Below are 22,385 nucleotides of genomic sequence, written 5' to 3'. Positions count from 1 at the left end.
CGATCTTAAAAACGAGTATGAACAAATTATTTCAACTCAAATATATTCTGTTAATGATTTTTCCAGCCTTCGTCAGGTCAGGAAACTGTGATAAATCACAGAAGTTAATAAGCTTTAACTTACTAAATTCTATAATCTATGGTGGAGACTAGGAGAGTCGAACTCCTGACCTCCTGCGTGCAAAGCAGGCGCTCTACCAACTAAGCTAAGTCCCCAGCTTATCAATAAGTCAATGTCTCTGTTTTTCTGTATTCAGCATTGAACAATGCTTGTTAGTCAGATTTGGTGGGTCTGACAAGACTTGAACTTGTGACCCCACGCTTATCAAGCGTGTGCTCTAACCAACTGAGCTACAGACCCTCAGATACATCGTCATGAAGAACAACTTGTTGTGGATTCTTACCAATCGTCAATCTTTCGTTAAGGAGGTGATCCAGCCGCAGGTTCCCCTACGGCTACCTTGTTACGACTTCACCCCAGTCATCGGCCACACCGTGGTAAGCGTCCTCCTTGCGGTTAGACTACCTACTTCTGGTGCAACAAATTCCCATGGTGTGACGGGCGGTGTGTACAAGGCCCGGGAACGTATTCACCGCGGCATTCTGATCCGCGATTACTAGCGATTCCGACTTCATGGAGTCGAGTTGCAGACTCCAATCCGGACTACGATCGGCTTTTTGAGATTAGCATCCTATCGCTAGGTAGCAACCCTTTGTACCGACCATTGTAGCACGTGTGTAGCCCTGGTCGTAAGGGCCATGATGACTTGACGTCGTCCCCGCCTTCCTCCAGTTTGTCACTGGCAGTATCCTTAAAGTTCCCGGCTTAACCCGCTGGCAAATAAGGAAAAGGGTTGCGCTCGTTGCGGGACTTAACCCAACATCTCACGACACGAGCTGACGACAGCCATGCAGCACCTGTATGTAAGTTCCCGAAGGCACCAATCCATCTCTGGAAAGTTCTTACTATGTCAAGACCAGGTAAGGTTCTTCGCGTTGCATCGAATTAAACCACATGCTCCACCGCTTGTGCGGGCCCCCGTCAATTCATTTGAGTTTTAGTCTTGCGACCGTACTCCCCAGGCGGTCTACTTATCGCGTTAGCTGCGCCACTAAAGCCTCAAAGGCCCCAACGGCTAGTAGACATCGTTTACGGCATGGACTACCAGGGTATCTAATCCTGTTTGCTCCCCATGCTTTCGTACCTCAGCGTCAGTATTAGGCCAGATGGCTGCCTTCGCCATCGGTATTCCTCCAGATCTCTACGCATTTCACCGCTACACCTGGAATTCTACCATCCTCTCCCATACTCTAGCTTCCCAGTATCGAATGCAATTCCTAAGTTAAGCTCAGGGATTTCACATCCGACTTAAAAAGCCGCCTACGCACGCTTTACGCCCAGTAAATCCGATTAACGCTCGCACCCTCTGTATTACCGCGGCTGCTGGCACAGAGTTAGCCGGTGCTTATTCTGCGAGTAACGTCCACTATCCAAGAGTATTAATCTCAGTAGCCTCCTCCTCGCTTAAAGTGCTTTACAACCAAAAGGCCTTCTTCACACACGCGGCATGGCTGGATCAGGCTTGCGCCCATTGTCCAATATTCCCCACTGCTGCCTCCCGTAGGAGTCTGGGCCGTGTCTCAGTCCCAGTGTGGCGGATCATCCTCTCAGACCCGCTACAGATCGTCGCCTTGGTAGGCCTTTACCCCACCAACTAGCTAATCTGACTTAGGCTCATCTATTAGCGCAAGGTCCGAAGATCCCCTGCTTTCCCCCGTAGGGCGTATGCGGTATTAGCATTCCTTTCGGAATGTTGTCCCCCACTAATAGGCAGATTCCTAAGCATTACTCACCCGTCCGCCGCTAGGTCAGGTAGCAAGCTACCCTTCCCCGCTCGACTTGCATGTGTTAAGCCTGCCGCCAGCGTTCAATCTGAGCCATGATCAAACTCTTCAGTTAAAATCATTAGTAGCTTATGGCTACAAATCTTGGCTCATCAATTTTCTGACAAATATTTCTCAAATAAACTTCGAGTAATTTTTACCATCAATCAATGAAATATTTTCGATCGATCAATCAGTAAAAATCCACACAAGTTGTTCTTCATAATCTCTTAATGATCTTCTCACTGATTCGTCATCAGCAAGCTAGGTCGGCTATACTACTCTCTTTCAAGAAGAAGTCAACTGGTTTTGTTAATTATTTTTAAACCTATTCAAGACTTCCAGATTCTACCGCTTGGGCTAAATCCTTGTTTCTCAACAAGTTTTAATCAACATCACCGCCGATGGATGTGCATTCTACAGTATTTCTAATCCCTTGCAACACCTTTTTCTATTATTTTATTTCAAGCGCATATTTTTTGGTCAAAAATGTGATTTTTGTCGATTATTAAAGCAATTTTAACCATCACTGTTTATTTTTCGTTAAAATAAGCTCACTTTCGCTGCCAAGCAAAATGAATAATGACAGCTTCTAAATACAAAATTTATTTAACTCTCTTGTCCTGTTTAATGATTTCTCAGGCACAGGCACAGCCGCAACTAAATCTCCCCGCAACCACATTGACGATTTTGAGCTATGTGCGTTGGAATACACCCAATCCTATTTCTTTATGCATTTTAAATAATAACCAATTATCCAATCAGTTCATTCAAGTGAATCAGCAACTCAAGAGTGCGTATCAAATTCAAGCGGTCAGTTTGTCTGAATTAAATAAGGTTATGTGCAATGCTGTTTTTTTCTCAACCTACACACCACGTGAAGAGCAAAATATTATAAATAACCTAAAAGATGCTCCACTGACTTTTAGCTCTAACAATACTGAATGCGAATTAGGTAGCGCATTTTGCTTATATCAAAATAAAACGCGAACTTCTTTTAAGGTAAACTTGGCCAGCCTGTCCCAGTCCCAAGCGCGTGTAGATCCACGTGTTTTATTATTAGCAAAGTCTACGGAGCCTTAAGTCAATGTTTCGTAAAAGCTCTAATACTTCTCTACAAAAAATTTTTAGTCAGTCTCAATTGCTGATTTTTGCTCTTACTCTTGGAATTTGTAGTTTAATTTTCGTGGTGATTTCCATCTACACCATGAATACCTATGCCAAACAAAGCCTTAATATTTTTAGCGCAACCTTAAGTGAGCAAATTCAACCTGCTGTCATTTTCAATGATCGTATTACGCTACAGCAAACGCTGAACAATCATATTCAGCAATATCCCATTCGCGCCATTCAAGTCATCAATCTACAAGGAAAACCACTGGCCGAGGCATACAAACCTACACCTGAGTTTGCATGGATGGAAAATCTGTTTGATAAGGTCTTCTTTAAACACCCCGTGACACGCACCATCAAACATCAAAATAACCAGTATGGGACATTGATCATTTACGGTAGTGCCACTCAACTCATGAGCTTTTTCTTTCAGCTCTTGATTTGTCTCTCCGCTGGGATTTTTGTCATCCTGTTGATTATGTTATGGTTGGTACATTCAACCTATCAAAAACTGATGCACTCGATTCAACCCATGGTCAATACCGTTGAAAGCCTTAATCTTGATACTCAATATCAAGCACGTCTTCCATCATCCCCCATTTATGAGTTTCGCGTCATCAGTGGTGCATTTAATAATTTATTAGATAAGGTGCAGCGTACCAATGAAAAGCTACAAAGCGAAAACTCTCAATTATCACATCAAGCATTGCATGATCAGTTAACTGAACTCCCGAATCGTCATTATTTTTACAATATTTTGTTCAATCAATTTGAGCACCCTGAGAAAAACCAGACCGCTCTCTTTTTTATTGACAACAATAACTTTAAAAACATTAATGATGTTTATGGGCACTTAGCAGGTGATGCCGTCCTCAAAGAAATGGCCCAACGTTTGAAAAAGAATGTCAGAAGCCACGATGTGGTTGCGCGCTTAGGTGGTGATGAATTTGCAATTCTGCTTCGTAATATCAAACACTATGATCATTTAGAACTGATTTGTGAGCATTTAATCGAATGCAGTAAAGCCCCGTTATCTTTTGATCAACATCAGATTCATTTTAGTTTCAGTATTGGCGTTGCTTTCTCAAAATGTGCAACAACACCTGAAGATTTGATTGCTGAAGCAGACAATGCCATGTATAAAGCCAAAAACTTAGCTCAAGGGTGGTACATCACACCTTGCCTAAATCCTGATCAGGAATCCTCATGTTAAAACATCTTTGTAAATTTATGCTTATCGCAGGTCTTATCACTGCTTTATCTGGCTGCCTTAGTTTAGGTCATCTCAACTATAAACAAGCGCGCATGCTGAAAAAACAAGGCTTTACCCTGACTGAAGAAGGCTGGACACTGAGACTGCCTGAAAAATTATTGTTTGGTTTTGACCAATCTGATATTCAAGCCACTCAAAAACCTGCACTCGAAGCACTTTCTAAACAGTTGCAGCAGTATAATTTGAATAAAATTAAAGTGGTTGGACATACAGACAATATTGGTGACCCAAGCTACAACCAAACACTTTCGGAGAAACGCGCATCAACAGTTAGCCAGATTTTTATCGAAACAGGGTTTAAAACTCAAAATATTCAGAGCATGGGTCGCGGTGCATCACAACCTCTGGTAGAAAATAGCAGCGAGGAAAATCGAGCGCTGAATCGTCGCGTGAATATTATTATTATTCCATAAATATTTCTGTTTTATGTTTTATCTTGAGCCTTCGACATGAAGGCTTTTTTATCTATTGCACTAAATTGCAGGCATAAAAAAACCGCTTAACGCGGTATCTTTATCTCGACCATTTTAATAAATGGTCGGAGCAGTAGGATTCGAACCTACGACCCCCTGGTCCCAAACCAGGTGCACTACCAGGCTGTGCTATGCTCCGATTTCAACTTTTTAAAGTTGGGGTGAATGACGGGATTCGAACCCGCGACAACTGGAATCACAATCCAGGGCTCTACCAACTGAGCTACATCCACCATAACGTGTCGGTTCTTAATACCAAGCTACCTAATGGCGCGCCTGACAGGATTCGAACCTGTGACCATCCGCTTAGAAGGCGGATGCTCTATCCAACTGAGCTACAGGCGCATGACCAATAATACGAGGTATTATGGATAACCTTGCCTTGAAGAATTGGTCGGAGCAGTAGGATTCGAACCTACGACCCCCTGGTCCCAAACCAGGTGCACTACCAGGCTGTGCTATGCTCCGATTCATCTCAGCTTTTATATCGAACATCTCGTTCGGTACGGTGTGCATTCTAGGCGTGACGCTTGATAACGTCAACACCTATATTTAAAAAAAATAAAAAAATCACGTCAAATGTATATTAATCAAGCGTTTCAGGCATTTTTTATACAAATTTTAACGTTTTAGCGATGCACTGAAATCTAACATACGATCTAAAGGTAATTTCGCACGCTCCGCAAGTGCAGGATCTACGAATATTTCCTGATCGCCACGCTGTAATACCTCTAAAATACCATCCAGCTCATTCATTGCCATCCATGGACAATGTGCACAAGAACGACAGGTTGCACCCTCTCCGGCTGTTGGTGCTTCAACCAAAATTTTGTTCGGTACAGCTTGTTGCATTTTGTAAAAAATCCCCCGATCGGTTGCCACAATCAGTCGTTCATTGGGTAAGGTTTGCGCAGCTTTAATCAGTTGTGAAGTACTTCCAACGGCATCAGCAACATCCACCACTGACTCAGGTGACTCAGGATGTACCAGCACCGCAGCATCAGGATAAAGCGCCTTCATTTTCGCAATGCCACGTGCACGGAATTCTTCATGCACAATACATGCACCATCCCAAAGCAACATGTCTGCGCCCGTTTTCTTTTGGATATAACGGCCTAAATGCTGATCAGGCGCCCAAATAATCTTTTCACCTAAACTGTCTAGATGCTCAATAATTTCAACCGCACAACTTGAAGTTACCACCCAATCGGCACGGGCTTTAACGGCTGCTGAAGTGTTGGCATAGACCACTACTGTATGGTCTGGATGGGCATCACAAAACTGACTGAATTCTTCAACAGGACAACCCAAATCTAAAGAACATGTAGCCTCTAAAGTGGGCATCAGAATGGTTTTATTCGGTGATAAAATTTTTGAGGTTTCACCCATAAATTTAACGCCCGCCACCACCAAGGTCGATGCTGGATGATCACGACCAAAGCGGGCCATTTCCAATGAATCGGATACACAGCCACCACTTAACTCGGCCAATTCCTGCACTTCAGGATCGCAATAGTAGTGCGCTACCAATACCGCATCGCGCTTTTTCAACTCTTCCAAGATTAAAGCAAATTTTTCTTGCTTCACTTCTTCACTGAGCTTTGAGTCTTTGGTTTCACCCAAACGGTCCAAATGCGCCTGCACAATTGATTTTGCGTCATTGGCAATTAAATTGGTCGCATTGTTCATCATTCATTCATCCCTTCATGCTTGTCGGCAAGCAAGTCCCGCACTTAATTTATTGGCCAAATGGCTTCTCGGCTTTTGACCAATCATTCAAAAGTTCTTATGGTAAAAAAGCCTCCAAAGGAGGCTTTTTTTAAACTCGTTAAGATTAAGAGCGATAATCCGCATTAATCTTTACATAGTCATAAGATAAGTCACAGGTATACACTGTGTCTTTCGCTGCCCCGCGTCCTAGATCTACACGAATGGTCATTTCAGCTTGTGACATTACACGAGCACCTTCCGCTTCCGTGTAATCGGCAGCTGCGCCACCATCCTTACAGATTTGCACATCATCTAACCAAACTTGGATTTTTTCAACATCTAAATTTTTAACCCCAGCATAACCAATCGCAGCCAAGATACGTCCCCAGTTCGGATCTGACGCAAAAATCGCAGTTTTAACCAAAGGTGAATGCGCAATACTATAAGCAATATCGCAGCATTCTTGCGTGTCATGACCACCTTCAACAGCAACCGTAATAAACTTAGTTGCACCTTCACCATCACGCACAATTAGTTGTGCAAGACGTTTCATCATACGCGTGAGTGCATCTAGTACTACGGTATAGCGTGCATCTTGGGTTGAGCTAATTTCAACACCACCCGCTTGACCCGTAGCCGCAAAGATACATGAGTCATTGGTTGAAGTATCACCGTCAATGGTAATTCGGTTGAACGAAACATTAACCGTTTCGTTCAACAGTTGCTGAACCAACTCGCGGCTGATAGGTGCATCGGTTGCAACATAGCCCAACATCGTTGCCATGTTGGGACGAATCATGCCTGCACCCTTAGAAATACCCGTCATGGTATACGTGATGCCATCCAATTCGAATTGCTCAGATGCGCCTTTCGGTGTGGTGTCTGTGGTCATAATCCCGGTAGCAGCAGCATCCCAAGCATCAGCACTCAAACTATTTAATGCAGGCTGTAATCCATTTAACAAACGATCCAACGGCAATTGCTCACCAATCACCCCTGTTGAAAACGGTAACACTTCCGTTGATTGCACACCAGCAAGTTCAGCCAACTGTGCACAAGTACGCTCAGCATTCAGCATGCCTGTCTTGCCTGTACCTGCATTGGCATTACCGGTGTTAATAATGAGGTAGCGCGGATTCGCCACATGTAAGTGCGCTTTTGACACATGCACAGGTGCTGCACAGAACGCATTTTGAGTGAAAACACCCGCAACATTCGTTCCTTCAGCAAATTCGAAAATGACAAGATCACGTCGGTTCTGATAGCGCACATAAGCTTCAGCCGTTCCGATTCTCACCCCTTTCACCACGTGCATTTGTGGCATTGATACGTCACCTACTGGCATTTTAAACGTCCAATTCATTTGTTAGAAAAAACACAGCTTATTAGAATTTTCAGAAAAAATCGAGCAGAAGACTTTGTTTGCTTTAACTTTTCAATGCACACTCATTTTTGACATAAAAAAACCAATCCGAAGATTGGTTTTATGCAGCAGCATTTGATTAATTTGAAGCAAGCTGTGCTGAGCTAGACAAAAGCGCTTGTTTAGCATTTTCTTGACTTACAGGAGAAAGCGCTGGGTTTGAAGCCACAATACGGTTCACCGTTGCTGCATTTACAGGAGCTATAGCAGCCGTTTGCAGAACCACTGGGCGTTGATTCGGGTTGGCAAAGGTATAACGAATCCCTGTACGTGGACTTTGTACCGTAATATTACCATTGGCTTGTGCCGCAGGTGCTGTGGTTGCACCGCGTGCTTGTTGAACTTTAGCTGCAGTAGTGGTATCTGCAAATGCAAAAGTTGGAAGCGCTAAAGCTACAATCATGATTGGTTTTAATACTTTTTTCATTGTCTTTCCACTTTAGAGGTTTAGATGATGAGCAACTAAATAGCATTTAATGCCTAACACTGCAAATGCTATTCACATTATGCAACGCTTTAGCTGTAATCAGAATCGTATTTGGATTGATCTTAATGTCAATTTTTCAGCCATGCCAATAAAAAGCAGAACCGAAGTTCTGCTTTTTCACTCGTTCACAGTTTAGATTTTACCGTGACACTGTTTGTATTTTAAGCCTGAACCACATGGGCAAGGCGCGTTACGACTCGCAGGTGCCGCAAACTCTTCTACAGGCTCGTACTGTGCATCTACTTCTGCGAATTGGCTTTGATCATCGGCCAACAAACCATCAAAGTCTGCATGCGACAAGTTCAATTGCATCGCTTCAGCTTGAGCTTGCTTTTGAGCTTCCATTTCAGCCAGCTCTTCAGCCGTTGGTACATGTACGCGAGATAAATCGGTCACAACATCTGATTTAATAATCGCCAACATATTTACAAATAAGTTATACGCTTCTTTTTTGTATTCTTGCTCAGGATTTTTCTGTGCATAGCCACGCAAGTGAATGCCTTGACGTAAATAATCCATCGCCGCCAAGTGATCTTTCCAGTGGCGATCCAGCGAGTTCAACATGAAGTGACGCTCCAGCATAACTGCTGTTTCATCGCCCATTTGCTCACGGCGGCTACGGTAGCGCTGTACCACTTCATCAGTAATACGCTCAACCAAAGACTCTTCATCTAAACGACGGTCATCTTCCAACCATTGGTTGATTGGCAAATCAATCGCAAGGTCTTCACGTAACGCTTTTTCAAGCCCATCAATATCCCATTGGTCATGAATTGACTCAGGTGGGATATAGTTAGAAATCACGCCTTTCATCACATCACGTTGCATCTCTTCGATGTAATCTTGCAATGTGCTTTCCGCCAAAACCTCATCACGTTGCGAGTAAATAATTTTACGCTGTTCGTTGTTGACGTCATCGTATTTCAATAAGTTCTTACGAATATCGAAGTTACGTGCTTCAACTTTGCGCTGCGCATTTTCAATCGAACGTGACACCATTTTATGCTCAATGGCTTCATCTTCTTGTAAGCCCATCGCGCGCATCATGCCCACAACACGATCACCCGCAAAGATACGCATTAAGTCATCTTCAAGTGATAAGTAGAAACGTGATACACCAGGGTCACCCTGACGACCTGCACGACCACGGAGCTGGTTATCAATACGACGTGATTCGTGACGCTCAGAACCAATGATGTGTAAGCCACCAGAACTCAATACCATTTCATGGTTTTGTTCCCATTCTGCTTTTAAGCGCGCTTCATCTTCAGGGGTTGGGTTTTCAATTTTTGCCAGTAAAGCTTTCCAGTTACCACCGAGCAGAATGTCTGTACCACGACCTGCCATGTTGGTTGCAATAGTTACTGCTCGCGGTGCACCCGCTTGCGCAATAATATCCGCTTCACGTTCGTGTTGTTTCGCATTTAACACTTCGTGCTGAATACCAGCATCACGTAATTTATCAGAAAGAATCTCAGAGGCTTCAATGGTTGCTGTACCAATCAAAATTGGTGCGACACCAGACTCATGCACACGTTGAATTTCTTGAATAATTGCGTTGTATTTACCATTACGATTTAAATAGATTAAATCGTTTTGGTCGAGACGAATCATTGGACGGTGCGTCGGAATGATGACCACGTCTAGACCATAAATTTCTTTCATTTCCGCAGCTTCAGTATCGGCAGTACCGGTCATACCCGAAAGCTTTTTGTATAGACGGAAATAGTTCTGGAAGGTTGTGGTTGCAAGCGTTTGGTTTTCAGGCTGGATTTCTAAGCCTTCTTTTGCTTCAACTGCTTGGTGTAAACCTTCAGACCAGCGACGACCTGGCATGGTACGTCCTGTGTTTTCATCGACAATGATCACTTCACCATCATTGATGATGTAATGCACATTGCGTTGATACAAGTAATGCGCACGAATGGCGGCAGTAACATGATGAACTAGATTTAGGTTGGTCGATGAATACAGGCTTTCACCTTCAGCCAACAAGCCCATTTCAATCAGTTCATTTTCAACCGTTTCGAAACCAATTTCTGTCATTTCAACAGAACGTTGTTTTTCATCAATCCAGAAATGACCGCCATCTGCGACTTTTTCTTCTTTCTGTGCATACAGTTTGGGCGGAATACTGTTGATTGCGGCATACAACTGTGAAGAATCATCACTTTGGCCTGAAATAATCAAAGGCGTACGCGCTTCATCAATTAAGATCGAATCGACTTCATCGATGATGGCATAGATCAAACCACGTTGTTTTTTCTCAGCAAGCGAGAACACCATGTTGTCACGTAGATAGTCAAAGCCAAATTCGTTGTTGGTACCGTAGGTAATATCAGCACGATAGGCTTCAGCTTTCTCTGTTGGATCTTGCATGGAATAGATAATCCCGATGCTTAAACCCAAGAATTCAAAGAGCGGACGGTTTAACTCAGCATCACGCTGTGCCAAGTAGTCATTCACGGTAATGACGTGAACACCTTGAGCACTAATCGCGTTTAAATAACACGCCAAGGTACCCATCAGGGTTTTACCTTCACCTGTACGCATCTCTGCAATTTTACCTTCGTGTAAGGTAATACCACCGATCAACTGTACATCGTAATGACGCATGCCCATGACACGCTTAGCTGCTTCACGGCAGACGGCAAATGCTTCCGGGAGTAATTTATCGAGGCTTTCGCCCTTGTTATAACGTTGTTTAAATTCTTCAGTTTTTGCAGATAAGTCTGCATCGCCAAGAGCGGATATCGTCGGCTCGAGCGCATTAATCTTGTCTACGATTTTACGCATGCGTTTGAGTTCGCGCTCATTTTTGGTACCGAAGATTCCTCCGATCAGACTTGCCAACATGAATAGACTCTCTAAATCTTGCTTGTCAAATGAATATGTTTTCTTAGTCGTTATTATGGTGCTAGAAATTTGAAGTACAAGGGCTTTACACAAAACCATTTAAAAAATCTATTCATTGTTTCTAGCCCGTCGAATCTAAGGCAAACTAATGTAACAAATTTTAAACAGCCGACATAGAGATTTCATCCGAACTCATCAGGATTCAACAGTCTTTTTTAAAGTAGTGACTTTAATTGTTTGCAGTTATTCAAGGTTTTGCTTTCAAGTGCTTGATTTTGCCGCAGCGAGGCTTTCACCCCATTATTGGACTGACTTGGATTTATGCTCTGTAGGAAACTCAAGAGTTGTTCATCATTGACTCGCATTGCGGTAAGAATCGGAACAAGCTGTACACAAGCAACTTGATAAATATTATTCGCATTCTGACCTCGAGCTAACTCCTGTTCGAGAGCCTGAGACAGCGCCACTTTCCGCTGTGTAAGGCTTTTTTGAGACGCTCGATATTGATCTGTAATTTGTTGTGGCGTTTGACGAGCAGTACTGACTTGGGCTTGTTTCAATTGCCCACCATTCTGCGCATGGGTTACTTCCAGTCCCCATAACACTAAAGTCAGGGCGATACCTATTTTTTTCATTGTTGGAATGCTCAAGTTTTTATACTTTGTGGAATTGCTTTAAAAAACAACTATAAATCAATCATGAAAATAATTATAGCCGATCGTATGTGCGATCAATTCTATAGAGCGATACACTTCACAAAAGCAGAAAAAATCTCGTCTAAACACCGTTACCAAATATGCAAATAAGCGGTGTCTAGAGCAACAATGAAAGTCATCTTTGGCATACCAAATACAGAACACTTATCCGATCAATTATGAATATTTTGTATAAACAAATAATAAAACACTATTTTTCATGCAAAAGAAATTGCGCCATAGTGATGTTCATTCCATAAACATAAAGATAATTTGAGGTTCAACATGAGTTTACGTTTAGGCGACATCGCACCCAACTTTCAACAGGCTTCGAGCGAAGGCGAAATTGATTTTTATCAATTTTTAAGTGACAGCTGGGGGGTATTGTTTTCACATCCTGCTGACTACACGCCAGTATGTACCACCGAGCTTGGCTTTACCGCAAAACTCAAAGATGAATTTGAAAAACGTGGAGTAAAAGCCATTGCCCTCTCGGTCGATGATGTCGAATCGCATCAGGGTTGGATTAAAGACATCAATGAAACCCAAAATACCACGGTGAACTTCCCGATCATTGCCGACCAAGACCGTAAAGTGTCTGAGTTATATGGTTTTATCCATCCCAATGCCAGTGAAACATTGACTGTCCGCTCTTTAGTGATTATCGACCCAAACAAAAAAGTCCGTTTGATTATTACCTACCCTGCATCGACTGGTCGTAATTTCCATGAAATCTTACGCGTGATTGACTCACTGCAACTGACCGATCACTACAAAGTTGCAACTCCTGCGAACTGGCAACAAGGTGAAGATGTGGTGATTGTGCCATCACTCAAAGATGAAGCTGAAATCGCACAGCGCTTTCCGAAAGGTTATAAAGCAGTCACCCCGTATTTACGCCTGACTCCACAGCCTGAACAAGGATAAAATACTCTACTCTTGCACTAGACAAGCGAAGCCCGAAGTTTTAACCGAGCAGCCCTATTGAAAACAAAAATGGGACACTGAGCTCCAAGCAATCCAAAGAGGAAACTAACCCATAAAAATACGTTCAGAGTCACCTTATATTATCGTTTCAAACTCCAATGACGAGCCGAGTTTGAACTTTTGAAAGCCTGTCAATCGACAGGCTTTTTTCCGCTTAAAGCAGGCATACATGACTCTTTAACAAAATCAAACTGTTAAAACTCAAATCTTCCGCTATAACAGTCAAAACAATACGATAAAAATGACTTTATGATCTATAACATTCACCATTTACATTGCGGCACCATGTGTCCAGTGTGTGCCCCACTCTTTGGTCAAAAAGGTTTTCAAGCTAAGGTCGTGTGCCATTGTCTTTTGGTTGAAACAGATCAAGGGCTGGTGCTGATTGATACGGGCTTAGGCATACAGGACTATCTACACACCAAACAGCGTTTGGGGCAGTTGGTGGCTCGAATTGGAAAAATTGAACAAAACTTAGAATTAACCGCCATTGCACAAATCCAAAAACTTGGCTTTAGCCCAAAGGATGTCAAACACATTTTGGTTTCACATCTGGATTTTGACCATGCGGGGGGTATTTCCGACTTTCCCAATGCAACCGTACATATTCTGTCTAACGAATATAATGCGGCACAAAACCTGAAATCATTCAAAAATAAAGCCCGTTATAAAACACAACAATTTCAGCAGCATCGCCATTGGCACTTTATTGAGCCGATTCACGGTGACGCATGGTTTAATTTGACTCAAGTACAAGGGTTTGACTTATTTCATAATGAGATTCTTTTGATTCCACTGTTTGGGCATACTGAAGGTCACTGTGGCATTGCCATTAAAACCCAACAGGGTTGGAAACTCTTCTGCGGAGATGCCTACTACTCCCACCTAGAACTCAATCCCCAAAACAAACTTCGCAGCTTAAATGCCTTGGAAGTATTTTTTGCCGAAGATAATGCACAACGTTTAAACAACCTGTATAAAATTCAACAATTGGCACAGTCGGAACCACGTATCGAAATCTTTTGCGCGCATGATCCGGTTGAACTTTCACACCATCAGAGCCTGATCCTATGACCAAATATCTTGTTATGCTTTCTCTGTGTATCAGTGTTTCTGGCTGTATGACTACGCCTGCGCTGCCCGAGACAGAGCGTCCACAACACTGGGGACAGTCTATCCAACCTGCGCATAATTTCTATCAAATCAGTGAAACTGTTTTTCGTAGTGAGCAACCCGATCAAGATTTAGTTCAGAGTTTAAAGGCACAGAAAATTGATGTGATTATTAATTTACGCTCACGTAATCAAAACCTGAAAAAACTGTCCAACCAAGGGTTTAAACTGGTGCATATCCCGATTCATACATGGGCGATTGACCGAGACGATTTGTTAAAGGTGATGCAACAAATTCAACATGCGGAGCAAAACCAGCAAAAAGTTTTACTGCATTGCTACCATGGCTCAGACCGTACAGGCGCCAGTGTGGCTATGTATCGCATTATTTTTCAAAACTGGTCTACCACTGATGCCTTGGCTGAGATGAAACATGGGGGTTATGGTTTTCATCCGATTTGGCAAAATATCGAACCGTTATTTAGCCCTGCAAATATAAAATGGATTCAACAGCAACTGTTGAATCCATCATAGTGAAGGCAAATGGGTTAACCCAATTTTAGCGTTTGTCGAGTGGCACCCAGTCAATCACCCATGCGGACTTCATACCGAGGCTCGCATCTGAAGTGATCTTTTTGCGGGCTGCATCGGCAGTATCACGGTCTTTAGATGGCCCCACCATAATCCGTACGCCTTTAGAGGTTGGACTTTTAGTGACCTTATAGCCCTTAGCACGAAGTTTCGCCGCCAGTGCATCCGCATTGGCTTCATTGGCAGCCAATGCCACCTGTACCATCCACTGCTTATCGCCATGTTCAAGCAAATCACGCGCTTTCTCAGCTTCCGCCTTTTTCTTGGCTTCATCAGCTTTACGCTTTTCATCAGCTTTACGCTTTTCATCTGCCTTACGTTTGTCTTCCGCTTTTTTCTCAGCATCTGCTTTACGTTCGGCTTCTTTTTTCGCTTCAGCCTTACGCTCGTCTTCTGCTTTACGTTTAGCCTCTGCTTCTCGCTTAGCTTTATCTTCAAGTGCTTGCTTTTCTGCTAAGGCTTTTTGCTCAGCCAGTTTTTTTGTAGCCGCTGCTTTTTCAGCTTCAGTACGCGCTTGCAGCTTTTGCTGTTCCAACTTCTTTACTTCAGCCGCTTTGTCCGCAGCAATTCGCTGTTGCTTGGCTTTTTCATCTTCAACCAATTCTGGTGGAATGTTGTCCGAGCTTTGCTGTGCAGCATTACGGTGCGCATTCAACGCGGCATATTCTTCCGCTGCTTTACGTGCAGCATCTGCTTCGGCTTGCTGTTGCATTGCTAAAAATTCGGCCGCACGAGCTTCTTGTTCAGCAACCGATTTTTCACGTGCTACACGTTGTTGTTCCAGTAAACGCTTTTCTGTTTCAACATCAACCGTTAACGGCTGAAGTTGAACCAACTCACCTTCGGCATTACGTTGCACATTTTGTGTGACTAGCTCTGGTGTTTTAATATTATTTTGATGTATTTCTTCTTTGCCTTTAAGCAGTAATGCCGCCAAAAGGACACCACCACCTAATAAAACAACGCCACCCATCCAACGTTGTTTGCTATTCATTGACATTCTTCCAAATACTCCCATACCGCTTCTAAGGTATGAAATGAACCACATACCAAAATCAGCTGATTATTCTTTGTTTCGTCGAGCGCTGATTTAAAAGCCAATTTCACACTGTCAAAGTGCTGCACATGTTGCCCTTGCAGCGCTTGATCCAATTGTTCAATTGGAGCTGCACGCGGGACCGTTAATGCCGCAATTTTCCACGTTTGTATGGAGTCTTTCAATAACTCTGTGACAGATTTCACATCTTTATCTGCCAACATCGAGAAAACACTGACTACTTCAGTGTACTGTTTATTGTATTTTAGGAAATTTCGCAATTGATTTAATAAAAAAGCAACACCATGCGGGTTATGCCCTGCATCAAAAATTACCGTTTTGTTCTGTATTTGGCGAATTTCAAAACGACCTTGCAGTTTTGCGTTTTGAATTCCTTCAGAAATAGCCGCTTGAGTAACCGTTAAACCACTCAATAAAACAGCAGCAACGGCTGTTGAAATATTTTCAACAGCGAGTGCACCCTGCGGTAATTTTAAGGTTGTACCAGAGGATGCAAACATCCATGACTGACCATGCTCACTACGTTGATAAAAATAGTCACGATTCACTGCATAAAGTTTTGCAGCACAAGCATCCGCTTTATCGATAATCGCTTGAGGGATTTGTTGTAAGCCACCAAACACCACAGGAATATTAGGACGGATGATACCTGCCTTTTCAAAGGCAATCTTTTCAATAGTATCGCCCAGCCAGTCAGTATGGTCTAAACCAATATTGGTGATCACCGCAACATCGGGTTCAATCACATTGACCACATCTAAACGACCACCTAGACCCACTTCAAGCACCCAAACATCACATGCTTGGTCTTTAAAAATGACAAAAGCCGCGAGTGTGGTCGCCTCAAAGAACGAGAGGCTTAAATCACAATCACGGCGCGCTTGATCCACTTGTACAAAAGCATCGACCAAACGTTGGTTATCGACCTCTACACCACGCAATTTGACTCGTTCATTAAAACGGTAAATATGTGGTGACTGATACAATCCCACCTTATAGCCTTGCGCATTTAAAATGGCAGCCAGTGTGGTGGTGGTCGAACCTTTTCCATTGGTTCCCGCTACAGTTAAAACTTTGGCATCGGGACGCGTTACACCGAGCTTTTCAGCTACAGGAATAACCCGTTCCAATCCTAAATCAATCCCCGTAACGTGAACATGGCCCCAATAATCGAGCCATGTTTCTAAAGAGTCTGTTGCAAGTGGTGCTGTGTTCAAGACAAATTCATCAGTTTCGCGACAATACGATAAACTGTATCACGTAATGCGTGACGGTGAACAATTTGATCGATTACACCATGATCAAGCAAGTATTCCGCACGCTGGAACGGCTCTTCTAGCTTTTCACGCACAGTTTGTTCAATCACGCGTTTACCTGCAAAACCAATCATCGCTTTCGGCTCTGCAATATGTACATCACCGAGCATTGCTAAAGATGCCGTTACACCGCCGTAAACTGGATGCGTCAACACCACCAAATATGGCAGCCCCGCGTCTTTCATTTTTTGGATGGCCGCTGAAGTACGCGCCATTTGCATCAAAGACAACATGCCTTCTTGCATACGTGCACCGCCTGAAGCAGCAAAGCAAATCAAAGGTTGTTTGTCCGCAATGGCTTTTTCGGCCGCTTGCACAAAACGGTCACCAACAACCGTACCCATTGAACCACCCATGAAGTCAAATTCAAAGGCACAGGCAACCAAAGGAATACCTTTAAGTAAACCTTGCATCACCACCAAGGCTTCAGTTTCACCTGTTTTGGTCTGTGCTTCACTCATACGCGCTGGATATGGCTTTGAGTCGACAAATTTCAACGGATCTTTGGCTTTAAATTCTTGTCCCAATTCTGTTTGCACTTGGTCAAAGAACCAATTCAAACGATCACGGGCTTTCATACGCAAATGTTCATCACACTGAGGGCAAACATACGCGTTAAATGACATTGCAGTACGTGTAACAAGTGCATGGCACTCAGGGCATTCAATCGTTGGTTCTGTAAACGTCGCCTTGAGTGAGGTTTGCTCATCAGGTACTTGAATACCGGGTACACCACGTTCAGTCCATGGCGTCGATGGGCTTAGGATTTTCCCTGATTTAACATCTTGACTCATACTAACTCATCGAGCGCTGCTCGAAGCTCCTTGACTTTATTAACCGTTTCAACCACGGCTTGTTCTGGTGCTAAGTTTGCAAATTGCTTAACAAAAGCACTACCAACAATCACAGCATCAGCCACTCCGCCCATTGCTTTGGCAGATGTCGCATCACTGATCCCAAAACCAACACCGACAGGAATATCTGTTTCTGCTTTAATTTTCGCAATTCGGTTTGCAGCTTCAGCAACGTCTAAAGTTGCTGCACCTGTGACCCCTTTTAAAGACACGTAATAGATGAAACCACTCGCCTGTTTCACCACATGTTTAATGCGTTCGTCCGTTGAGGTTGGCGCTAGTAAAAAGATTTGATCCATATCAAATTGCTTCAATACAACATCAAGCTCTGCTGCTTCTTCTGGTGGTAAGTCCACCAGAAGAATGCCATCGACACCACATGCATGCGCAGTCGATACAAACTTTTCATAACCAATGACTTCAACTGGATTCAGATAACCCATCAATACGACTGGGGTCTCTTGATCCTTTTGACGGAACTCTTTGACCATATTCAAAGCATCTAAGGTATTGGTGCCACCTGCCAATGCGCGTTCTGCAGCAAGGGCAATCACAGGACCATCTGCCATAGGGTCTGAAAATGGAAGACCGAGTTCAATCACATCTACACCCGCCTCGACCATCTGATGTAACAAAGGAACTGTTACCTGTGGATGAGGGTCACCAGCCATAACATAAGAAACCAAAGCTTTACGCTGTTGAGATTTAAGCTGTCCAAAACGAGTGGCTAAACGTGACATAGGGTTGTGCTTTCCTTAACTTGTTTAAAATTAAAACTACTGAGGAGTTGGCTTTGTAAAAATACAAGACGCTGCATTGTAACGCTATTTTTTACTCATTGAATAGAGCACATCGCGTTCGCGTTCCAATTCATTTTTCGTCAAATATTTTCAGAACAACCGTAAAGCACCATTTACTGATATTTCGGTTTTTTTCTCAATGATCAAAGATGCCTAATTTTAGGAAATACCAAAATGTCTAAGTTTTAGATAAACTTATTTTTATTTGCAAAAAAATGATAAAAATAGGCGGTTTAGCTTTTACATTTAAAGTTTTATGAAATAGCAAAACCTGCATTATACTACGCACATTCTTTCATTTCCCTATCTCCTATGACCACCGATAACTCAGGTTTAGTGCAAGCAAGTGCGCTTGCGCTGTTACCGCTTATTGTTTTTTTAGCCATTTTCTTAGGCAGTGGTATTTACCATTCTATGATTGGAACCGAGTTTGCGTTCTATCAAATGAAAGCGCCTGTTGCGGCCATTCCTGCCATTATTTTGGCGGTGTTGATCTACCGCGGTGAGCTGAATCAAGGCATCGAAACCTTTCTGCGCGGTGCAAGTCACCCGAACCTCATCTTAATGTTCATGGTGTTCATGTTGGCAGGTGCATTTGCCAGTACCACCAGCGCCATTGGTAGTGTAGATGCCACAGTGCAAATGGGCTTGTCTGCGATTCCACCAGCCTTTGTGCTGCCCATGCTATTCATTATTTCAGCGTTCATTGCAACAGCAATGGGCACCTCGATGGGCACCATTGCGGCCTGTGCACCGATTGCCTTTGGTTTTTCTCAAGCCACCGATATTGCTGCTGTCTATGCCATAGGTGCGGTCGTGGGCGGTGCGATGTTTGGTGATAACCTGTCGATGATTTCGGATACCACCATTGCAGCCACCACCAGTCAAAAAGTTCAACTTCGAGACAAGTTTCGCGTCAATGTCTGGATTGCAGTACCTGCGGCTTTAATCACAATCGCGATTTATGTCTTTAGTATTCACCAAACCGAAACCATTCAGTCCAAAGACTTTAATCCTTGGCTAGTATTGCCCTATGTGGTGGTGTTTTTCCTTGCCTTCAGTCGTTTACATGTACTTGCCGTACTTACAGTCGGCGTGGTGCTCTCTGGGGTGATGGGACTGATTACACAGCCAGAATTTACCGTCATTCAACTCAACACAGCCATCTATGATGGTTTTGTCGGTATGTTTGAAGTCGCATTACTGTCGATGTTCTTGGGCGGTCTTTCGACCATTATGCAAAAAGAAGGTGGTCTCGACTGGCTTATTCAACGCATTTACAGCCTCACCCGTTTATTTAAAGTTGGTCGTGAGCGCGCAGGTGAAATCGGATTGAGCTTTTTAGTAGTTTTCTCTAACATTTTTGTGGCCAACAACACTGTAGCGATTATTTTATCGGGCGATATGGCGCGTGAAGTCGCTAAAGAATATGGCGTAGACCCCAAACGTGCAGCAGCTTTGCTCGACATCTTTTCATGTGTTGTACAAGGGCTTATTCCCTATGGAGCACAGCTTCTATTGGCCTGCTCAATTGCAAAGCTTTCGCCAGTTGAACTCATCGGCAGCATTTACTACTGTTGGATACTGGCGATCTTTGCCATCCTTGCAATTGCATTCCGTTTTCCACGACTGAAATCAGCCTGATCATTGCATACATTTCAGCGCCTTCCAAAAGGCGCTTTTTTTATGCCTGCTGTTATTTCAGTTGTCGTTTCAACTGTAATAAGGTCTGTCCACTGTGCTGTTTATAGGCACGCGCTAAAGCAGACTGTCCCGAATAGCCGAGTTGTAAGGCGATTTCAGTTAAACTCAAACCTTGTTGTAAGAGATATTCACATCGCTTCATGCGCTCTGACTCACGTACTCGCTTAAATGAACTATCCCAGTCTTGTAACTGGCGTTGTAAAGTCCGCGTTGACAAGTGTAATTCATTGGCAATCTGTTCAATTTTAGGGGCTTCCGCATGTGCTTTAAGATAATCAGCCACGGCGCTATGAATCTGTTGCAATACGCTTTCATAACGAGGCTTGAGTGCAATTGCAACTTCTGCTTGTTTCAGTAAAAGCTGCGTTAAAGATGGATCAGCAAAGCCCGATTTTAACGCCAGACTGTCCGCACTCATCACATAGGCATAGCAGGCTTGATTAAAGCTCACTTCACAGCCATAAAATTTTTGATAATGATACTGTGCCATCTGGGCTGGATGCGCCATTTGGATTTTTAAGAACTGTAATTGATCGGGAAAAATTTTCTTGGCCAAATGCACAATGGATGCCATGGTCATTTCATTCAGTGAAGCATATTTCTCATTGAGAAAAGGCCAAGTCAGCCAAATCTCACTGCCCCTTTGCTGCATCTGCATGGGACTCACTTCTGCACCATCAATCACCAAACGACTAAAACGCATCACATAACTCAGTGCTTCAGCCACGCTATTACTGCGTGTGGCCATATAGCCCAAAACACCAAAATGCTCAGGTTGAATAAATTTTGCCATCTCCATAATCAACTGAGGGCAATCCAACTGTTCTCGCGTCAGTTGTAAAATCGTTTGAAAGAACGAAAATGGCGATTGGGTATCAATTGGCAGTTGTAATACATGCTCCAGTTCATACTGATATTGCGCTAAAAAATCGAGTTGATGAAAATCAATTCCTTGCTCTATGAGATACATATTCAAGAGCTGAAAATAACTATTGGGGATTTGTAATTCTTGCATGACGGCCCACCCGCTATTTGACATGCGATATTTTCACATTGGCGTAAAATGTATAAAAAATGGCAATATCTGTCAAAACAAACTGCATTTTCTCCGACATACTGCAATCATCCAAGGCAAATGAAGTAAAACAAAATGAATGCCATTGTTAAAGCCCCTATTGAACCGATTGTGCGAACCCAACTTAATTTTAAGCTCGATGAAGTGCCCCGTTTTTGGTTTGGCGGCGACCCATTTCGGACGCGTATGTTTGATGCACTCAGCCTCACTTTCCCCGATGGAGAACGCTATTTTATTCAAAGCGTGCGTTTGTTTCGGGACCAAATTACAGACCCAAGCTTAGCGGCTCGTGTCACCGACTTTATTAAGCAGGAAGCACAGCATGGCATTGCCCATGACAAAATGAATCAGGTCATGCGAGAACAAGGCATGCCTGTCGATCAGTTCATTCAGCGTTTAAATAAAATCTTTAAGTTCGAATTAAGCAAACGCTCGCCGCAATACAACATTGCTATGACTGCGGCAGCAGAACATTTAACTGCACTGATGGCCGAGACTTTTTATAGCCATAAAGCCACGTTGGCTGAGGCTCACCCTTATGTGCGTGCTTTATTTGCATGGCATGCCATTGAAGAAATGGAACATCGTGATGTCGCGTTTGATGTGATGAAGCAAGTCGGACATGTGCCTGAAGCGACGCGTCTATTTGCATTGGCCTTTACCACGGTGATGATGTTTGGTTTCACTACCTATCGTGCAGATGTCATGCTCAAGCATGATGGCTTTAACCGTATTCAACGCTTGCAAATGATGCGTAAAGGACTGCCTTGGTTCTTTGGGAAAAAAGGGATACTGTCTCGAATGCGTGGTCAATATCTCGATTGGTTTAAGAAAGACTTTCATCCCAATCAACATCCCGTGATTGCGCAGTACGATGTTTGGATCGATACCCTAGCAGAAAACCATGATCCGATTTTAGCGGGTGAAGCTTTTTGGCAAGCAGGCAAATAATTCAATAAGCGCAACAAAGTATAAA

Annotated in this window: 18 protein-coding genes, 6 tRNA genes and 1 rRNA gene; 8 read left to right on the top strand and 17 right to left on the bottom strand. The window is 43.3% G+C overall.

The genetic code is table 11. The annotated features are described in order from the left end of the window. Positions 1-139 precede the first annotated feature (139 nt). From AC0KVP_RS03090 to AC0KVP_RS03080, 3 genes are all read right to left on the bottom strand, one after another. Positions 140-215 (bottom strand) — tRNA-Ala (locus tag AC0KVP_RS03090). 68 nt (positions 216-283) lie between these two features. Continuing rightward, positions 284-360, bottom strand: a tRNA-Ile gene (locus AC0KVP_RS03085). Positions 361-421: 61 nt separating this feature from the next. Further along, positions 422-1,959 (bottom strand): 16S ribosomal RNA (locus AC0KVP_RS03080). Positions 1,960-2,465: 506 nt separating this feature from the next. Between AC0KVP_RS03080 and yfiR the strand changes: the two genes are divergently transcribed. The 3 genes from yfiR to yfiB are packed head-to-tail and all read left to right on the top strand — an operon-like array spanning position 2,466 to position 4,682. After that, positions 2,466-2,966, top strand: a complete 501-nt coding sequence (yfiR, locus tag AC0KVP_RS03075; RefSeq protein ID WP_473338909.1) for a regulatory sequestration protein YfiR — start codon at positions 2,466-2,468, stop codon at positions 2,964-2,966. 4 nt (positions 2,967-2,970) lie between these two features. After that, positions 2,971-4,209, top strand: a complete 1,239-nt coding sequence (gene dgcN, locus AC0KVP_RS03070) for a diguanylate cyclase DgcN/YfiN (protein WP_473338906.1) — start codon at positions 2,971-2,973, stop codon at positions 4,207-4,209. Beyond that, the gene (yfiB, locus tag AC0KVP_RS03065; RefSeq protein WP_168159424.1) at positions 4,203-4,682 is read left to right on the top strand and encodes an outer membrane lipoprotein YfiB; all 480 of its coding nucleotides are present in this window, start codon (positions 4,203-4,205) and stop codon (positions 4,680-4,682) included. The genes dgcN and yfiB overlap by 7 nt, the downstream gene beginning before the upstream one ends. A gap of 122 nt (positions 4,683-4,804) precedes the next feature. On the opposite strand, the gene AC0KVP_RS03060 is transcribed toward yfiB, so the two are convergent. The 9 genes from AC0KVP_RS03060 to AC0KVP_RS03020 all read right to left on the bottom strand — a co-directional run bounded on the left by AC0KVP_RS03060 (position 4,805) and on the right by AC0KVP_RS03020 (position 11,853). After that, a tRNA-Pro gene (locus tag AC0KVP_RS03060) sits at positions 4,805-4,881 on the bottom strand. Positions 4,882-4,899: 18 nt separating this feature from the next. Next, a tRNA-His gene (locus AC0KVP_RS03055) sits at positions 4,900-4,975 on the bottom strand. A 35-nt stretch (positions 4,976-5,010) separates the two neighbouring features. Next, positions 5,011-5,087, bottom strand: a tRNA-Arg gene (locus AC0KVP_RS03050). Positions 5,088-5,133: 46 nt separating this feature from the next. Beyond that, a tRNA-Pro gene (locus AC0KVP_RS03045) sits at positions 5,134-5,210 on the bottom strand. A gap of 153 nt (positions 5,211-5,363) precedes the next feature. Then, positions 5,364-6,431, bottom strand: a complete 1,068-nt coding sequence (gene nadA / locus AC0KVP_RS03040; RefSeq protein ID WP_168159492.1) for a quinolinate synthase NadA — start codon at positions 6,429-6,431, stop codon at positions 5,364-5,366. Between the two features lie 145 nt (positions 6,432-6,576). Next, entirely contained in the window at positions 6,577-7,797 is a 1,221-nt protein-coding gene (gene argJ, locus AC0KVP_RS03035) for a bifunctional glutamate N-acetyltransferase/amino-acid acetyltransferase ArgJ (RefSeq protein WP_473338902.1), read from the bottom strand. Positions 7,798-7,954: 157 nt separating this feature from the next. Next, on the bottom strand, positions 7,955-8,302 hold the full coding sequence (locus tag AC0KVP_RS03030; protein ID WP_004983653.1) for a hypothetical protein: 348 nt from the start codon (positions 8,300-8,302) through the stop codon (positions 7,955-7,957). A 192-nt stretch (positions 8,303-8,494) separates the two neighbouring features. Next, entirely contained in the window at positions 8,495-11,218 is a 2,724-nt protein-coding gene (gene secA / locus AC0KVP_RS03025; RefSeq protein WP_473338898.1) for a preprotein translocase subunit SecA, read from the bottom strand. Between the two features lie 215 nt (positions 11,219-11,433). Next, positions 11,434-11,853 carry a hypothetical protein gene (locus AC0KVP_RS03020; protein ID WP_473338896.1) on the bottom strand — a complete coding sequence of 140 codons (420 nt, stop codon included), beginning with the start codon at positions 11,851-11,853 and terminating at the stop codon, positions 11,434-11,436. A gap of 345 nt (positions 11,854-12,198) precedes the next feature. Between AC0KVP_RS03020 and AC0KVP_RS03015 the strand changes: the two genes are divergently transcribed. The 3 genes from AC0KVP_RS03015 to AC0KVP_RS03005 all read left to right on the top strand — a co-directional run bounded on the left by AC0KVP_RS03015 (position 12,199) and on the right by AC0KVP_RS03005 (position 14,546). Beyond that, positions 12,199-12,840, top strand: a complete 642-nt coding sequence (locus AC0KVP_RS03015) for a peroxiredoxin (RefSeq protein ID WP_473338894.1) — start codon at positions 12,199-12,201, stop codon at positions 12,838-12,840. Between the two features lie 309 nt (positions 12,841-13,149). Then, positions 13,150-13,974 carry an MBL fold metallo-hydrolase gene (locus AC0KVP_RS03010; protein ID WP_159153222.1) on the top strand — a complete coding sequence of 275 codons (825 nt, stop codon included), beginning with the start codon at positions 13,150-13,152 and terminating at the stop codon, positions 13,972-13,974. Further along, complete coding sequence (locus tag AC0KVP_RS03005) at positions 13,971-14,546, top strand: dual specificity protein phosphatase family protein (RefSeq protein ID WP_473338891.1); 576 nt, start codon at positions 13,971-13,973, stop codon at positions 14,544-14,546. The genes AC0KVP_RS03010 and AC0KVP_RS03005 overlap by 4 nt, the downstream gene beginning before the upstream one ends. Before the next feature lie 25 nt (positions 14,547-14,571). Here the strand turns inward: AC0KVP_RS03005 and AC0KVP_RS03000 are convergent, their stop codons facing one another. Genes AC0KVP_RS03000 through trpA form a run of 4 tightly spaced genes read right to left on the bottom strand, consistent with a single transcriptional unit; the run spans position 14,572 to position 18,570 of the window. Further along, a complete protein-coding gene (locus tag AC0KVP_RS03000; RefSeq protein ID WP_473338890.1) occupies positions 14,572-15,603 on the bottom strand; it encodes an SPOR domain-containing protein in 1,032 nt (343 codons plus the stop codon). Then, a complete protein-coding gene (folC, locus tag AC0KVP_RS02995; RefSeq protein WP_473338887.1) occupies positions 15,594-16,877 on the bottom strand; it encodes a bifunctional tetrahydrofolate synthase/dihydrofolate synthase in 1,284 nt (427 codons plus the stop codon). The genes AC0KVP_RS03000 and folC overlap by 10 nt, the downstream gene beginning before the upstream one ends. Further along, complete coding sequence (gene accD / locus AC0KVP_RS02990; RefSeq protein ID WP_004697788.1) at positions 16,874-17,770, bottom strand: acetyl-CoA carboxylase, carboxyltransferase subunit beta; 897 nt, start codon at positions 17,768-17,770, stop codon at positions 16,874-16,876. The genes folC and accD overlap by 4 nt, the downstream gene beginning before the upstream one ends. Then, positions 17,767-18,570 carry a tryptophan synthase subunit alpha gene (gene trpA / locus AC0KVP_RS02985; RefSeq protein WP_005401958.1) on the bottom strand — a complete coding sequence of 268 codons (804 nt, stop codon included), beginning with the start codon at positions 18,568-18,570 and terminating at the stop codon, positions 17,767-17,769. Before trpA ends, accD begins: the two co-directional genes overlap by 4 nt. Before the next feature lie 372 nt (positions 18,571-18,942). Between trpA and AC0KVP_RS02980 the strand changes: the two genes are divergently transcribed. Beyond that, on the top strand, positions 18,943-20,274 hold the full coding sequence (locus tag AC0KVP_RS02980; RefSeq protein ID WP_473338884.1) for a Na+/H+ antiporter NhaC family protein: 1,332 nt from the start codon (positions 18,943-18,945) through the stop codon (positions 20,272-20,274). Positions 20,275-20,326: 52 nt separating this feature from the next. Here the strand turns inward: AC0KVP_RS02980 and AC0KVP_RS02975 are convergent, their stop codons facing one another. Next, positions 20,327-21,349: an AraC family transcriptional regulator gene (locus AC0KVP_RS02975; protein WP_473338880.1), complete on the bottom strand. Its 1,023-nt coding sequence runs from the start codon at positions 21,347-21,349 to the stop codon at positions 20,327-20,329. Between the two features lie 135 nt (positions 21,350-21,484). On the opposite strand from AC0KVP_RS02975, the gene AC0KVP_RS02970 reads away from it, so the two are divergent. Next, positions 21,485-22,360, top strand: a complete 876-nt coding sequence (locus AC0KVP_RS02970; RefSeq protein ID WP_473338878.1) for a metal-dependent hydrolase — start codon at positions 21,485-21,487, stop codon at positions 22,358-22,360. Positions 22,361-22,385: the final 25 nt, after the last annotated feature.

It is taken from the genome of Acinetobacter sp. DL27 (assembly GCF_055810995.1).
This window is presented reverse-complemented; position numbering and strand designations above follow the sequence as displayed.